Source organism: Flavobacterium kayseriense (assembly GCF_014305095.1).
Taxonomy (GTDB): domain Bacteria; phylum Bacteroidota; class Bacteroidia; order Flavobacteriales; family Flavobacteriaceae; genus Flavobacterium; species Flavobacterium kayseriense.
Genome location: NZ_JACRUI010000006.1, coordinates 50,147 through 65,039 on the forward strand (window position 1 = coordinate 50,147; position 14,893 = coordinate 65,039).

Genomic DNA, 14,893 nt, shown 5'->3' on the forward strand with positions numbered 1-14,893 from the left:
TTTATATTTTAAATATTCCTCCAAAAGCTATAATTCTTTGCAAAAAGAAAAAATCTTGTGCTGCAGTATCATCTGAACTTTGTGTAGTACGTATGTCTTGCATATTTATGTAACCACCTTTTATTTCACCTTGTACGTAAAAATGTTTAAAAAAGGTAACATTCAGTCCCGCTTTTATAGAAGTACCAAAACCAGAAACGTGAAAATCATCATGCCTATCCTTGCCAAGTAAAGTGGTATTCGTTTTTGGATAAAGTAAACCAAGACCAACACCTTCCGTTAAGTTAACTTGAATTTTATCAGTATTAGTAATTTTAAATAGGGAGGATATATCATCATGTCTAGAAATTTCTGTGTTGACATAGTTCAATCCATCAGTATGTTCGTATTTCAAAAAGGCTATACCACCATTAGCTCCTTGCGAAAAATCTACTGGAGTATTGTTATAGGTTCCATTATATATTGATCCATCTTCAGTTAAAGGTAAATTGATTGTTCCCGTAACATTTGCCACTTGATTTTGTTGCAAAACATATTTCATGTGATCTACACCAACTGCAATGCTGTAATGATCATTGATAAAGTATCCCATTCTAAAGTTAGTCTGTGGAATCGTCATTCTAGCAGGATTCACATAATCAACATGCCATCCCTTTGGTTTGTCTTGAGCGTTAGAATTGGCTATTGTGAAATTATAATCTTTCCCTTTAAAAGTAATGTCAGATTTGCTGTAGCTTTCACGATTTCCTCCCCACGAAACAAAAAATTTCCCTTTATTGTGTGCAGTGTATTTTTCTTGTTTAGTAACCTCTTCTTGTGCCTGTGTTACATTGGTACAAAATAGACCTAAGATTGCTGCGTATAAAATTATATTTTTCACTAAATGTGTACTAATTAATTAAAATTTATTTATTGTTTGTCTAATTGCTACTAATTTTGTCATCAATCCTTCAAAGTAGTCTAAATGAAGCATATTAGCACCATCACTTTTTGCGTTTGCTGGATCAAAATGAGTTTCGATAAAAATGCCATCTACACCAACGGCAATTCCTGCCTTTGCAACTGTTTCAATCATATCAGGTCGTCCTCCAGTTACTCCAGCCGTTTGATTAGGTTGCTGTAGCGAGTGCGTCACATCTAGAACTGTCGTAGCATATTGTTGCATAGTTGGGATTCCTCTGTAATCAACAATCATGTCTTGGTATCCAAACATGGTTCCGCGATCAGTGATCATTACTTTCTCATTGTTACAATCTAATACTTTCTGCACAGCATGTTTCATACTTTCAGGGCTCATAAATTGACCTTTTTTGAGGTTCACTACTTTTCCTGTGTTGGCAGCAGCTACCACTAAATCTGTCTGACGAACTAAAAAAGCTGGAATTTGCAATACATCAACGTATTGAGCAGCCATTGCAGCATCCTCATTAGTATGAATATCTGTGACCGTAGGCACTTTAAAAGTCTCTGATATTTTTCTTAAAATTTTAAGTGCTTTTTCGTCTCCTATACCTGAGAAGCTGTCAATTCTAGAGCGATTTGCTTTTTTAAAGGAACCTTTAAAGACAAATGGTATTTTTAAAGTATCAGTAATACCAACCAATTTCTCAGCGATTCTCATTGCCATTTCTTCACCCTCAATAGCGCAAGGCCCAGCGAGTAAGAAGAAATTTCCGCTATCAGTATGTTTAATTTGTGGAATATGTTGTATGTTCATAATGTTTTATTTTGGAAAGGCAAAGGTAATCATGATTTGCCATTTAGGCTTTACAATTTAACTTTTTTTATAGATCGTGTTCTAGGTTTTTGGAGCTAATTCCTGCTATTCACTTGTATCTTCCTGTTTAAAAAAACAAGAAGGATACCGTTACTATCAGGGCTAGGGTAATAGTAGTTCTAGAAACTATTTTTTTATAGTGAAACCTATCGGTACTAGTAAAGCGCCTCTTTCGTAAATATTCATATACAGACGTATTGGCTTTTTCTGTCCTGTCCAAATTACTTCATAAATATCGAGAAAACCGGCACCCATATTACTCGTTTTTGTGGGAAAGGGACAACAGCTTTCTACTTTTTTAAAGGTGATTTTCTCGCCATTAGGACCAGCTAAAGCATTCAAAAAACGTTCTTGGTTTAGGGTTTCGTTGCGGGTGTTTAGGTAAAATACGTTAATAGGATAATCAGGATCATAACCGTACCTTTTATCTTTACTATACTCGGTAAGTAAAAAAGTGTTGTTGTTTGTTACTGTTGGTGTAGGAACGTTATTATCAATGTTTTTTATTGATGACTTTGTACTCACGCACGAAACGGTAAGTAGTAGTAAGGAGAAACAAGCAATTATTTTTTTCATGTTTTAAATCGATAATTTTGGTTGATGCTATAAAACTGTACTTTGCTTTACAAATATACTGAGAAGTTAGTAGGGAGGTAATATAAGTAATACTTTTTATTTAAATGTTTCTTATGCAAAATGTGGTGTAAGATAATCGATTAGTTATATTTAAAAAATGGCCAGCAAATTTTACAAATAAAACAAAATCCACTTCAGACTTGATTGTGTTTTTTGTTTAAAAAACAGTTGTACTGAAGTGGATTTTTGGATCTATAAAATCCTATTTATTGCTAGTCTTTTAGTCCTAGTTTAGCCAAAATTGTTTCTAATAAACACCACTTTGTAAAGGCCGATTGGATTAAATTTAGTCCGATAAATACGGTAAACCAAAGCCAATTTTGATCTACGTACACCGCTAATGATACGCTAATTAATATAAATAATCCTACGATAGTTCTAAACGCTTTATTTTTCATTTTATAATTTTTGTTAATTTGATTTTTCTATGTTTAAAACAGCAATATGTACATTAGAGACCGTTTTTTGATTGCTATTAAAAGTTTCAACTAGATCAAAGAACAACTCCACTTTTTCTTTTTTTACAAAGGCGTAGTAAAGAATCGATTCGTTTTCGTTCATCTCAGTTCCAAACCAATTACTTTCAATCGCTTCTTCTGATAAGTCTGTAAAACCAGTTACTGCTTTGTAAGTAAAGGTTCGTACTTCTGCTTGTTTTAGCATTTGTTTTACATCACTGTCAAATGCTGCTATGCTTGTTAAAATTAGTAGTTTCATTTCTTTTTTGTTTTAGGTAGTAAACTAAGGTGGAAAGTTGCAACACTCACCACCATAGACTGTAAGGTACTTTCTATTTTTCCCACTTTTTTCTCTCTGTAATATAATAAATTAAAGGCACCACAAGAAGCGTTAAAATAGTAGAAACTATCGCTCCAAATACTAAAGAAATGGCAAGTCCTTGAAATAAAGGGTCAAACAAAATAATTGATGCCCCAATAACAACGGCTCCAGTTGTTAGTAATATGGGAGAGGTTCTTACTGCTCCAGCCTCAATTATTGCCTGTTTTAGTGGAATACCGTCTTGTAATCGAATTTCGATAAAGTCAATTAATAATACAGAATTTCTAACCATAACACCCGCTAAAGCAATCATTCCAATAAATGATGTTGCAGTAAAATATGCATCAAGTAACCAGTGACCAAAAACGATCCCGATCAACGATAACGGAATAGCAAGCATCATTACAATAGGAGTTTTAAAGTTCTGGAACCAACCTACAATCAGCATATATATTATTACAATAGCAACCATAAATGCAATCCCTAAATCGCGGAAAACATCTAGCGTAATCTGCCACTCACCATCCCATTTTACAGTAAAATTGCTCTCATCAGTAGGTTGTTCCATATACAACTCCTCTACTTTGTACCCTTTTGGAACATTCATTGCAGCGAGTTTATCACTCATTCCTAAGATAGCGTATACCGGGCTCTCTAACGCACCAGCCATATCAGCTGTAACGTAAACTACACGTTTTTGATCTTTTCTGTAAATCGTTTTTTGTAGGGTATCAGTTTTTACTTTAACTAAATCACTCACAGGAATCATGTTTCCTTGACTTCCTTTAATTTTTAAGTTTTGTATGTCTTGCAAACTCGTTTTGTCTTTGTCATCTAGTGATAAAACAATAGCTACATTATCATTTGAATTTTCATCATACAAATTAGAGATTGGATACTCTTTTAACAAATAAGTTAAATTACCTACTATTTGTTGTAGCGCTATGCCATTAAGCATCGCTTTCTCTTTATCTACCTCTAGTTTGTATTCTATTTGATTGTCTTCAACCATCCAATCTATGTCTACAACATCGGCTGTTTGCTCTAAAATTGTTTTAACTTGCTTAGCTACTTTTATTTGTTCATTGTAATCAGGTCCGTATATTTCGGCTACAAGAGTAGATAAAACGGGAGGTCCAGGCGGAACTTCAATTAGTTTTACGTTAGCACCGTATTTTTTAGCAATTTTTTGTACATCGGCGCGCATTTCTTTTGCTATTACGTGACTTTGTATGTCTCGTTCTTCTTTGTGCAGTAAGTTTACTTGAATGTCAGCCATATTACTTCCGCCTCGCATATCATAATGACGTACGAGCCCGTTAAAAGTAATAGGAGCAGAAGTTCCTATATAATTTTGATAGTTTACAACTTCGGGTCTTGTGGCAATATATTGCGCGATTTCTTTTGTTACCGCTGCTGTACGTTCAAGCGTAGTTCCTTCTGGAAGATCAATAACAACTTGAAACTCATTTTTATTATCAAATGGTAGCATTTTTACGACTACTGATTTGGTAAAAAACATGAATACAGAACCAATTAGCAATACGATTGTTACGGCAAGAAGTATTCTTCTCTTCGAACTACTTTCTAAAAACGGTCGCTCTAATTTATTGTAAATCTTGTAGATACGGCTCGTTTCTAAACCTTCGGCTTCTTTATGTTCCTGATCTTCTTTCTCTTGTAATAAATGGTATCCTAAGTAAGGTGTTACCGTTAATGCTACAAAAAGTGATAAGATCATGGCAATCGAAGCTCCGATAGGCATAGGGCTCATGTAAGGTCCCATCATCCCAGATACAAAAGCCATTGGTAGGATAGCTGCAATAACGGTAAATGTTGCTAAGATTGTAGGATTACCAACCTCATTAATAGCGTAAATTGCTGCTTGTTTAAAAGGAAGTCGCTTCATTTTAAAATGGCGGTGCATGTTTTCTGCAATAATAATACTATCATCTACTACAATTCCCACTACAAATACTAAGGCAAAAAGGGTGATTCTATTTAGGGTATAGTCTAATAAATAATAGCTAAAAAGTGTTAAAGCAAATGTCAATGGAACTGAGAAAAACACGACTAATCCACCGCGCCAACCCATCGCTAACATGACCAAAACAGTCACAGCTATAATAGCAATACCTAAATGAAGCAATAATTCGCCTACCTTGTCAGATGCTGTTTCTCCATAATTTCTTGTTACTTCAACATGAACATCATCTGGTATCAAATCTTTCTTCAGTAAGTTAACTTTGTCCAAGATTTTCTCTGAGATTTTCATTGCATCGGCACCTTTCACTTTCCCTACTGATATCGTTACAGCTGGATACTCTGATTGTGCACTTTTAAAGCTTTCATTGGCTTTACCAAAACCGAAAGAAACGTAGCTTTTAGCCGTTTCTGAACCATCTTGCACTCTCGCAACTTGCCTTAAATAAACAGGAATGTTTTTGTTTACACCTACAACTAGATTTTCTACATCTTCAGCACTAGATAAAAATTGTCCTGTAGTCAACAAATATTCTTGATCATTTTCGACAAATGCGCCCGATTGTGAACTGCCGTTATTGGCTTGAATCATTTGCATAATACCCAAAGCATCGACGCCATTCTCGGCCATTTTATCTTTGTCCAGAATTACTTTTAGTTCGCGATTGCTTCCACCAATCTCTTTAGTAATAGCTACATCTTTTACTTTTTCGATCTCCGAAGTTACTTCTTCAGCAAGTTGGCGTAATTGATATGCATCTACTTTATCACTCCAAAGCGTAATACCCAACATAGGTACATCATCAATCGAGCGTGTTTTTACCATAGGTTTATAAACCCCTTTAGGAAACATATCTTCATGTTTGGCAAGCTCATCGTATAATTTAACATACGATCGCTCAACATCCTGACCCACGTAAAACTGAACAATTAACATCGCCTGACCGTTCATCGCCATCGTATGTACATGCTCAACACCTTTTATATTCGAAATGATTTTTTCCAGTGGTTTTGCCACCCGACTTTCTACTTCTTTAGGACTTGCACCAGGATAACCCACAAGAATGTCGGCCATTGGTACATTAATTTGTGGTTCTTCTTCCCTCGGAATAAGAAACGAACTGTAGACACCTATAATCATTAAACCTACCATCAATAAGATCGTTAGTTTCGAATTAATGAAAAAGTTGGCTATTTTACCTGAAATTCCTTCTTGCATAATATTTTTTGTTTGGGCGTGACCCTCAAATACTTCGGAAAACTCAGTATTTAGGGTCGGGCTATCCGTTTCAATCTTTATGTTTTTAAAGAAAAAACATAAAGGATTTTCACTACTATCCCTCACGCAGTATTAAGAATTATTTTTTACTAAACACTCTAATTGCTATTGTTGCACGCTTACTTTTGCCCCATTAAATAATTTTCCATCTGCTGATACGATATAGCTTTCATTAGCTGATAGTCCAGAAAGTACTTCTATTTGATCTCCAAATGTTTTTCCTGTTCTCAACCATCTAAGAATAGCTACATTATTAGTACCAATAGTGTAAATTCCTGTTAGTTGTCCTTGATGCACTAAAGCACTCTCCGGAATCAAAACTGCATTTGTACTAGTGGTAGTGGTAGTTTTGTGTTCAATAGGAAACTGTACATTGACAAACATGCCAGATAAAACAGCGCTATTAGTTTTGTTTAAATCAATTTTAACCAAGTACTGTCCTCCTGTATTTTTAGCTGAAATACTTACCTCACTAACCGTACCTGCTAATTTCTCGTTTGATGATTTTACTAAAACTGTTACCGGCATTCCTTTTTTAATTGCTGTAATATCACTTTCTGATACCATGGCCGAGACCTGTAATTTTGAAGCTCCTTCAATACTTAGTAATGGCATCCCTGGATTGGCCATATCGCCAGCCTTCACAAAAGTATTGGTTACTACTCCCGATATTGGAGCTGTAATATTCGAATAATTAAACTGAGCCATTACTTCATTTTTCATTTGTTTAGCTCCTTCAAGACTTGCTTTTGCCATTTCATAGCGTGCAGTCATATCATCTAATTCTTTTTGCGAAGCACTTTGTTGCTTGAATAAATTTACAAAACGATCGTAATCTTTTTTAGCATTGTTATAGCCAGCCGTAGCCTGAAGAATACCAGCATCAACTTGCGCTTTCTTAGCCAGTAAGTCCGTATTATTGATGCTTACCAGTGTTTGTCCAGCAGCTACTTTTTGACCAACTGTAACATGCAATTTTGTTACATATCCCATCATTCTGGTACTCAAATCGGCGCTGTTTGCAGCTTCAATTTTCCCGCTAGCACTTACAAAAGAGCTATTACTATTTTCTGCAATAGCACTAACCTTAACTGGTATTGCAGGCGATTCAGCTACAGCTTCTTTCTTCTCTCCGTTGCAGGATGTTACTATCGATATTGCTAGAGCTAATATTGGAACAAGTATTTTTTTCATGAGATTTATATAATTGGTTATTTATCTTTTTTAAATCAGGAGAATTCTGATCTTCATCTTAAGCTTCTGCTATGGTTTAGCCTATTGTTATCTGGGATTCTATTAGTTTATTTTGTTAAAAATTGTAGATAAGCTTGGGTGTAATTGTATTCAAAAACCGCCTGCAAATAGTCTAATTCTTTTTTAGATGATTGAGTGTCAGCTTGTAGTAAGTCTGTTGTTTTTTCTAAGCCTTGAGCAAATCTATTACTTCTAATTCTGTACGCTTCTTGTGTTTGTTCAAAATCTAGTTTCGCTAAATTGACTTTATTTTCAGCATCTAGTAATTGGCGATTCACTTTATTTAATTCTAATTGACTTTTTGCTTTGTATTGTTGGGTTTCAATCTCTGATTTTTGGAAATCAGCTTTCGCTTTTTCCATTTTACCAATCGATTTGTAACCATCGAATAAACTCCAAGAAAGTTGCGCACCTACTAAGTATCCTTTTGCATTTGTTCCAAATAATTGGCTGTCGTAAAGCTCGTAGCTTCCAAAAGCATTTAATCTTGGTAAGAAGTTCATTTTGCTTGACTGTAACATTTTCCGATAAGCTTCCGATGATTTGTCCATCGCTTGGATGTCTTTTCTATTAGTCGAAAGTAAACTGCTAATGCTTTGAATAGAAATTGAGTTGTCTAATTCCTCAAGTGGTTTGTAAACTTTGTCTCCAAGATCTTCATTCAATAAAAATGCTAGATAATCAGACGCATTTTGTACATTGCTACGGGCGTATTGTAGTTGATTTTTTATTTCGTTCACGCGCACTTGTACAGACAGTAAATCTGTTTTTTGTAACATACCCTGGCTGTAATAATTATTTATTAAAGTAAAATTAGCAGCTGCTGTCTTGCTTGCTTTTTCTAAAACTTTTACAGCTCTATAACCAAGTTGTAACTCCATGAATGCCTTATTTACCTCCAATTCTAAGTATTCTTTAGTTCGTTCTGTTTGCAATGCAAAGGCTTGCATTTTAGCTTTTGCAGCTTGGCGACCATATAGGCCATCTACATTTATTAAAGGCTGGAGCACTTCAATTTTAGTTGCAAAGTTGGTTGTACGATCCGGGTTGTTCAATAATGCTGGATTAAAGTCTGCAGCTGTTAGTATGGCTTGATTTAATTTTGATCCAAAAGCCATTAATGGATTTGTGGTAGAAATTGCCGTATGCGAAGCAGAAATACTAGGTAAAAAAATAGCATTCGATTGTCTATAATCCGATTGTGCGGATTTGAAATCTTGATTTGAAATCTTAATTTGTAAATTTTCATCAGAAGCCCGCAACCAAATATCTTTTCTAGAAATGGTCAAAGTATCCTGACTGTATCCCGAGAAATTTAGTAGTAAAGAGCTTAAAATCAGTATAAAATGTATTTTCTTCATAATTATTTTATCTAGTTTGTGAAGCAAAGATAGTTGCATGGTTTAGGCCATACAGTAACATATGTTACAGATGAAATAATAAAGTTGTTTTGTAGAATAATACTGAAAAAGTGGTAGTTGAAAAGCTATGGCAATGACCGATAAACTTGGTAAAACTTTTGTTAATCAGATAACATTGATTTTGATTCGTAGTACACTTTTAGATATTTAGTAAAGACGTATTTTTTACTATACAAACTTGTATTGTCTAAGCTATTTGTAATGAGGTTTTTGTAAAATGCTGTTCTATGTTGTATCGAAGCAAAGTTTCTTTTTAAAAAATACTGTATATCTTTGTCGAAAATAAATAAAACTATGGATTTAATTTTTCAGACTTGGCCTTGGTATGTTTCGGGCTTTATAATCGGTTTAATCATGCTTGCTTTAACTTATTTTGGTAAAAGTTTTGGTATGTCATCTAACCTTAGATCAATGTGTACGATCATGGGGGCAGGAAAGCGAACAGATTTTTTTGATTTCGATTGGAAGTCGCAACGCTGGAATTTAGTAGTAGTACTAGGAGCGATGTTGGGAGGTTTTGTAGCTGTAAATTTCATGAGCGATCCATCAAATGTATCTATTAACCCAAAAACAATAGAGCAACTTGCAATTTACGGCATTGATGCTCCTAATGGAAAACTTGCACCTGAGACACTTTTTGGGAAACAAGTTTTTGAATCTCCAAAAGGACTTGCTATTCTATTAGTGGGTGGTTTACTTATTGGTTTTGGTACACGATATGCAGGTGGTTGTACCTCTGGACATGCTATTTCAGGCTTAAGTAACTTACAAGTACCTTCTCTAAAAGCGGTGATAGGATTTTTTGTAGGTGGTTTAATAATGGCATATTTAATTTTTCCCTTAATTTTTTAAAAGATGAAAGTAATAAAATATTTAATTGTAGGTTTTGTTTTTGGAATTGTATTAACAAAGTCTGAGGCAATCTCATGGTACCGAATTTATGAAATGTTTAAGTTTGAATCATTTCATATGTATGGTATAATTATGACCGCAGTAGTAACTGGAGCATTAGGTATCCAAATAATTAAAAGAAAGAATATAAAAGATATAGATGGCTTGCCTATTGCTATCGCTGATAAAGAGAATGGAAATGCGAGATATTTAATAGGAGGGACCCTTTTTGGTTTAGGTTGGGCCTTAGTTGGTGCATGTCCAGGACCTATCTACATATTGATCGGAGCAGGTTTTTGGAGTATACTTATTGTTTTATTTGGTGCTCTTTTAGGAACTTATATATATGGGGTATTAAAAAATAAATTACCTCACTAAATACAGCCTATTCTTATTTGCATAAACATAGCACTTTCCTGCAGGGAGGTGCTATTTTTTTTTTAATTTTCATGCGAAAGTGGCAGCAAAATTGTTTGGGTTATACAAGAAACACTAATTTTAGTTTTTCCGAATTGTTTACTGAAAGAAACTTAAAAATAGAAAGGAAAAGAGGTTGTTTTCAGACCAGAAAACGACAATAATAGAGCCTAACTAAGTATGTCCTATCAACTAAAAACAACATGTAGTACTAGTTTTTAAATCCGGACAAAGTGACACTTGTAGTAGTCTATAAACAGAGTGTGTAACGGAAGCGTCTTATTTGCTAAGTAAAAAGATATCATTGTTGTCTTTTCTTAGTACAGTAAAGGAACTATTGTGTTAAAGAAAAACATTCTATTGTGCTCGTTTCACGACCACAATAGAATGCTATACTGTTAACTTCGTAAGGAAGCTTACTATATTATTTCAGCACTAAGTCCAGCTTGAAGTAATCTAGTACATTGCGGCTTTAATTTGTCTAGCGGCCCTGTTTTTACGGTACACTTCCCATTGTAATGGACAATTAATGAGCATTGTTCCGCTTGTTCAGGAGTATGTTCACAAACTTTGATTAAGGTTTCGATGACGTGATCAAATGTATTGACATCATCATTGTATACCACAATTTCATTATTAAAAGTAGGGACTTCTCTGGTACTTACTTTTTCTCTTATTTTTTCTTTAGTACTCATTTTTGTCTGTTTTTTGTACTTTCGTGATTAATAAAAAATAATGCTCTAATTTACGTATTTTAATGATGTCCAGTTGTTTCTCACAAACTTTTTAACGTATGTCAATCCTTTTTCAGTACAACAAGCATCGATAGCAGTGATGTCATCCTCATAAAAACCACTTAAAAGCAGTGTTCCACCAGCGTTCAGGCAGTTTACGTAACTTTGCATATCGTTCAACAAAATGTTTCTGTTGATGTTCGCTATAATCAAATCGTATTTTTGGTTTATTAATAATGATGCATCTCCTTCGCAAACAGTGATGTGCTTGCAATTGTTGCGTTCTCCATTTTCGATTGAATTCAAATAACACCAATTATCTATATCAATCGCATCAATTGGTTGTGCGCCTTTCATCTCAGCTAATATCGCTAGGATTGCAGTTCCACAGCCCATGTCAAGAGTTTTCTTTCCAGTTACATCAGTTTCTAATAAATGCTGAATCATCATGTGTGTGGTTTCATGATGTCCTGTACCAAAACTCATTTTTGGTTCAATCAAAATATCAAATTCTGCTTCCGTTTTCGGATGAAATGGAGCACGAACATGGCATTTACCATCTACGTCAATAGGTTCAAAATTTTTCTCCCATTCTTCATTCCAATTAACTTGTTCGATCTCTTCAAACGTATATTCTATTTTAAATTCTGCTGACTGTAAAATTTGTATATCTTCAAGAATTTGTTCATCCCACAATTCCTTTTGCACAAATCCAGAGATACCTGTTTCTGTTTCAGTAAAGCTTTCAAATGCGGTTTCCCCTAATTCTGCAATCAATATTTCAGAACCTAATTCTTTTGGTTCAATGGTAAAGTGGTAACCAATGTATATATTTGACATGACCTTTTTTTTGCAAAGGTAACAATCACCATCGAAATCGCATTTGTAATTTAAATTTTATTTTACATTTGCAATACTAACATACTACACTAATATACTACACTAACATACTACACCAACACACATCAACTACATGAAAAAGATTTATCTATTTCTTTTATCTCTGCTTTGTACAACAGGATTTGCGCAAGTAACGATTAAACCAAGTAAGCATGATAATGATTTAAAGTTATCAGCCTTGCCTTATTACAGCTTTGGGAAAGGTATTGGTATAACCTCCCCTGATAGTTTATACCAACTAAACATTCGTTTTAGAATGCAAAATAGGGTTACCTATCTTCAAAATGAAGGGGACCAAGCAGCATATGACGCTCAAATACGCCGACTGCGTCTAAGGCTAGATGGATATGTAGGAAGTCCTAAATTTCTTTACGCCATACAACTGTCTTTTGCCCCAGGAGATGTTGGCGAAATTAGAGAGGGAGAAAATATTAATATTATTAGAGATGCCGTCGTTTTTTATAGACCAAATAAACATTGGAACATGAGTTTTGGTCAAACAAAGTTACCAGGAAACCGTCAACGTGTAAATTCCTCAGGAGCATTGCAGTTAACAGATCGCTCCATCAATAATGCGAAATTTACAATAGATAGAGATTTTGGTTTTCAAGTCCATAATTTAAACGAATTTAAAGATTCGTTCTCTTACAATTTTAAGGGAGCGGTATCTACAGGTGAGGGACGTAATGTTACAAGTAACCCAGATGCAGGGGTTGCAGTTACAGGTAAAGTCGAGTTAATGCCGTTAGGTGCTTTTACTAAGGATGGTACTTACTTTGAAGGGGATATTGTAAGAGAAGCAAAGCCTAAGTTACTACTTTCAGGTGCTTTTCAACAAAATAATCAAGCCAAAAGAGCTCAAGGACAGTTAGGAAATGATTTATTTGAATCGCGAACTATGAAATCACTAATGCTGGATGCGATGCTAAAATACAATGGTTGGGCAGCAATGTCAAGCTATATGTCTAGAAGCACCACTAAAAATGCAATTACCATCGACCCGAATGACAATACACAATCTAATTTTGTATATGTTGGTTCTGGTTTTGATCATCAGTTAAGTTATATTTTCCCTTCTAACTATGAAATTATTGGTAGGTATTCCACGCAAACAGTTGGGGACGACATCAAAGCTTTGGCACCAAATACAAAACAGTACTCTTTTGGTGTTACGAAATACATTTGGGAACACACCTTTAAAATTCAAAGTGAGCTAACCTTTGATACTTTAAGTTATTTTAATGGTACTACAAAAAATAATTTTTATGTTCGCTTTCAAGTAGAAATAGGGATTTAAAAAAAAAGCAGTGATTTATTACAATCACCGCTTTTCTTATCAATTATAAGTCCTTTTAAATTGCATTTACTATAGCCGCAAAATCATCTGCTTTTAGTGCAGCTCCTCCAATTAATCCTCCATCAACATCTGGTTTAGAGAAAATCTCTTTCGCATTTTCAGGCTTAACACTACCACCGTAAAGGATAGAAACGTTTTCAGCAATTTCTTTCCCAAAAGCTTTTAAAACGACTTCTCTAATAAACTCATGCATTTCTTGTGCTTGTTCTGGAGAAGCAGTTTCTCCAGTACCAATGGCCCAAACAGGTTCGTATGCTAATACAACATTCCCCCAGTCAGATTCTTTTATGTGTAGTAAACCATCTTTAAGTTGATTTTCGACAACATTAAAATGATTTTTAGATTGACGGTCTTTTAACTCCTCTCCAAAACAAAAAATTACAGTCATATCATGCTCCAATGCTGTGTCTACTTTATTAGCAATAATAGCATCAGTTTCATGGAAAATAGCTCTTCGCTCTGAATGTCCTAGAATAACAGTTTGAACGCCTACACTTTGAAGCATATCTGCTGAGATTTCTCCAGTAAAAGCCCCACCTTCAGCTTGATGCATATTTTGTGCCGCTACAGTTAAATTAGTAAACTCTAAATGTGCTACTGCCGATGCTAAATTTACAAAAGTAGGAGCGACAATTACTTGAACTGCTGTCTCTGTTGGTAATTTAGCAATCAAGTCGTTTAATAAATCTTCAGTTTGTTCTGCATTTTTATGCATTTTCCAGTTTCCTGCAACTATCTTTTTCCTCATTTTAGTTGTTGTTTTTAGTTTTTTTAAATGTTGTTTTTTTATTTTAAATCATTTAAGGTCTCATTAATGAGATCAAAATCAGTTTCAATAGCTCTGTAAAGCACTACTTTTCCTGTTTTGTCAAGTATGATGTATCTTGGAATCCAGTCTAGGTCTATTGCTTTTGCAAAAACACCTTCCATCTGGTCGTTAGCCATATAATGGTCACCCATTAAGGCATGCTTTTCGATACCTGTTTTCCACTTATCAGCAGCTTTATCCATCGATATAAAAACATAATCCACATCAGGATTATTTGCTTGTAGCTCTTTTAATTTTGGCATTGCCTTGATACAATCTGCGCACCACGATGCCCACACTTCGATTACCACCGTTTTTCCCTTGTGTTGCTCGATAATATTTTGGAATGCAACTTGAGATCCGTCTGGAGCTAATAGTGTTTCAGCTAATGCTTTTTCAGAAAATTCAGTCTTTTGATCTTTAGTCTTAGAGCAAGAAATGCCTAAAACGGCAAGTAAGAGAATTATTGTTTTTTTCATTTTTTTCATTTTAACAAAGTTAGGGAAACAATTTGAATCGGCTCGAAAGATTAAAGCTTTTTGACTGTCCTAGTTATTTTTACAAAATAAGCAATTATTATCTCATTTTGTAAAAATGAAAACGTAATAGTTTTTGCACTTCTTGCGCCTTTTCTATCTTTTTGACGTGTTTTTAAC

15 protein-coding genes are annotated in these 14,893 nt (G+C 34.5%); 3 read left to right on the forward strand and 12 right to left on the reverse strand.

Features of this window, described 5'->3' with window-relative positions:
• Position 1: 1 nt before the first annotated feature.
• The 8 genes from H8R22_RS14820 to H8R22_RS14855 form a co-directional block, all read right to left on the reverse strand.
• Positions 2 to 880 carry a hypothetical protein gene (locus H8R22_RS14820; RefSeq protein WP_187011182.1) on the reverse strand — a complete coding sequence of 293 codons (879 nt, stop codon included), beginning with the start codon at positions 878 to 880 and terminating at the stop codon, positions 2 to 4.
• A gap of 18 nt (positions 881 to 898) precedes the next feature.
• A complete protein-coding gene (gene kdsA, locus H8R22_RS14825) occupies positions 899 to 1,717 on the reverse strand; it encodes a 3-deoxy-8-phosphooctulonate synthase (RefSeq protein ID WP_187011183.1) in 819 nt (272 codons plus the stop codon).
• A gap of 186 nt (positions 1,718 to 1,903) precedes the next feature.
• Entirely contained in the window at positions 1,904 to 2,353 is a 450-nt protein-coding gene (locus H8R22_RS14830; RefSeq protein ID WP_187011184.1) for a 2-dehydro-3-deoxyphosphooctonate aldolase, read from the reverse strand.
• A gap of 272 nt (positions 2,354 to 2,625) precedes the next feature.
• Complete coding sequence (locus H8R22_RS14835) at positions 2,626 to 2,811, reverse strand: YgaP family membrane protein (protein WP_187011185.1); 186 nt, start codon at positions 2,809 to 2,811, stop codon at positions 2,626 to 2,628.
• Between the two features lie 13 nt (positions 2,812 to 2,824).
• Positions 2,825 to 3,130, reverse strand: coding sequence for a hypothetical protein (locus H8R22_RS14840; protein ID WP_187011186.1), 306 nt, complete (start codon positions 3,128 to 3,130; stop codon positions 2,825 to 2,827).
• Between the two features lie 73 nt (positions 3,131 to 3,203).
• Positions 3,204 to 6,395, reverse strand: coding sequence for an efflux RND transporter permease subunit (locus H8R22_RS14845; protein WP_187011187.1), 3,192 nt, complete (start codon positions 6,393 to 6,395; stop codon positions 3,204 to 3,206).
• A gap of 165 nt (positions 6,396 to 6,560) precedes the next feature.
• Positions 6,561 to 7,649 carry an efflux RND transporter periplasmic adaptor subunit gene (locus H8R22_RS14850; RefSeq protein WP_187011188.1) on the reverse strand — a complete coding sequence of 363 codons (1,089 nt, stop codon included), beginning with the start codon at positions 7,647 to 7,649 and terminating at the stop codon, positions 6,561 to 6,563.
• 107 nt (positions 7,650 to 7,756) lie between these two features.
• On the reverse strand, positions 7,757 to 9,070 hold the full coding sequence (locus H8R22_RS14855; RefSeq protein WP_187011189.1) for a TolC family protein: 1,314 nt from the start codon (positions 9,068 to 9,070) through the stop codon (positions 7,757 to 7,759).
• 354 nt (positions 9,071 to 9,424) lie between these two features.
• On the opposite strand from H8R22_RS14855, the gene H8R22_RS14860 reads away from it, so the two are divergent.
• Positions 9,425 to 9,982, forward strand: coding sequence for a YeeE/YedE family protein (locus H8R22_RS14860; protein WP_187011190.1), 558 nt, complete (start codon positions 9,425 to 9,427; stop codon positions 9,980 to 9,982).
• Between the two features lie 3 nt (positions 9,983 to 9,985).
• Positions 9,986 to 10,399: a DUF6691 family protein gene (locus tag H8R22_RS14865; RefSeq protein WP_187011191.1), complete on the forward strand. Its 414-nt coding sequence runs from the start codon at positions 9,986 to 9,988 to the stop codon at positions 10,397 to 10,399.
• Between the two features lie 458 nt (positions 10,400 to 10,857).
• Here H8R22_RS14865 and H8R22_RS14870 read toward each other — a convergent pair whose 3' ends face one another.
• The gene (locus H8R22_RS14870) at positions 10,858 to 11,133 is read right to left on the reverse strand and encodes an ATP-dependent Clp protease adaptor ClpS (protein WP_187011192.1); all 276 of its coding nucleotides are present in this window, start codon (positions 11,131 to 11,133) and stop codon (positions 10,858 to 10,860) included.
• 45 nt (positions 11,134 to 11,178) lie between these two features.
• Positions 11,179 to 12,012 carry a 50S ribosomal protein L11 methyltransferase gene (gene prmA, locus H8R22_RS14875; RefSeq protein ID WP_187011193.1) on the reverse strand — a complete coding sequence of 278 codons (834 nt, stop codon included), beginning with the start codon at positions 12,010 to 12,012 and terminating at the stop codon, positions 11,179 to 11,181.
• A 133-nt stretch (positions 12,013 to 12,145) separates the two neighbouring features.
• Here prmA and H8R22_RS14880 point away from each other — a divergent pair, with 133 nt between their 5' ends.
• Positions 12,146 to 13,369: a porin gene (locus tag H8R22_RS14880; RefSeq protein ID WP_187011194.1), complete on the forward strand. Its 1,224-nt coding sequence runs from the start codon at positions 12,146 to 12,148 to the stop codon at positions 13,367 to 13,369.
• A 55-nt stretch (positions 13,370 to 13,424) separates the two neighbouring features.
• On the opposite strand, the gene tpiA is transcribed toward H8R22_RS14880, so the two are convergent.
• Together tpiA and H8R22_RS14890 are read right to left on the reverse strand one after the other, a co-directional pair.
• Positions 13,425 to 14,177, reverse strand: a complete 753-nt coding sequence (gene tpiA, locus H8R22_RS14885; RefSeq protein WP_187011195.1) for a triose-phosphate isomerase — start codon at positions 14,175 to 14,177, stop codon at positions 13,425 to 13,427.
• A gap of 38 nt (positions 14,178 to 14,215) precedes the next feature.
• The gene (locus H8R22_RS14890) at positions 14,216 to 14,716 is read right to left on the reverse strand and encodes a TlpA family protein disulfide reductase (protein WP_187011196.1); all 501 of its coding nucleotides are present in this window, start codon (positions 14,714 to 14,716) and stop codon (positions 14,216 to 14,218) included.
• Positions 14,717 to 14,893: the final 177 nt, after the last annotated feature.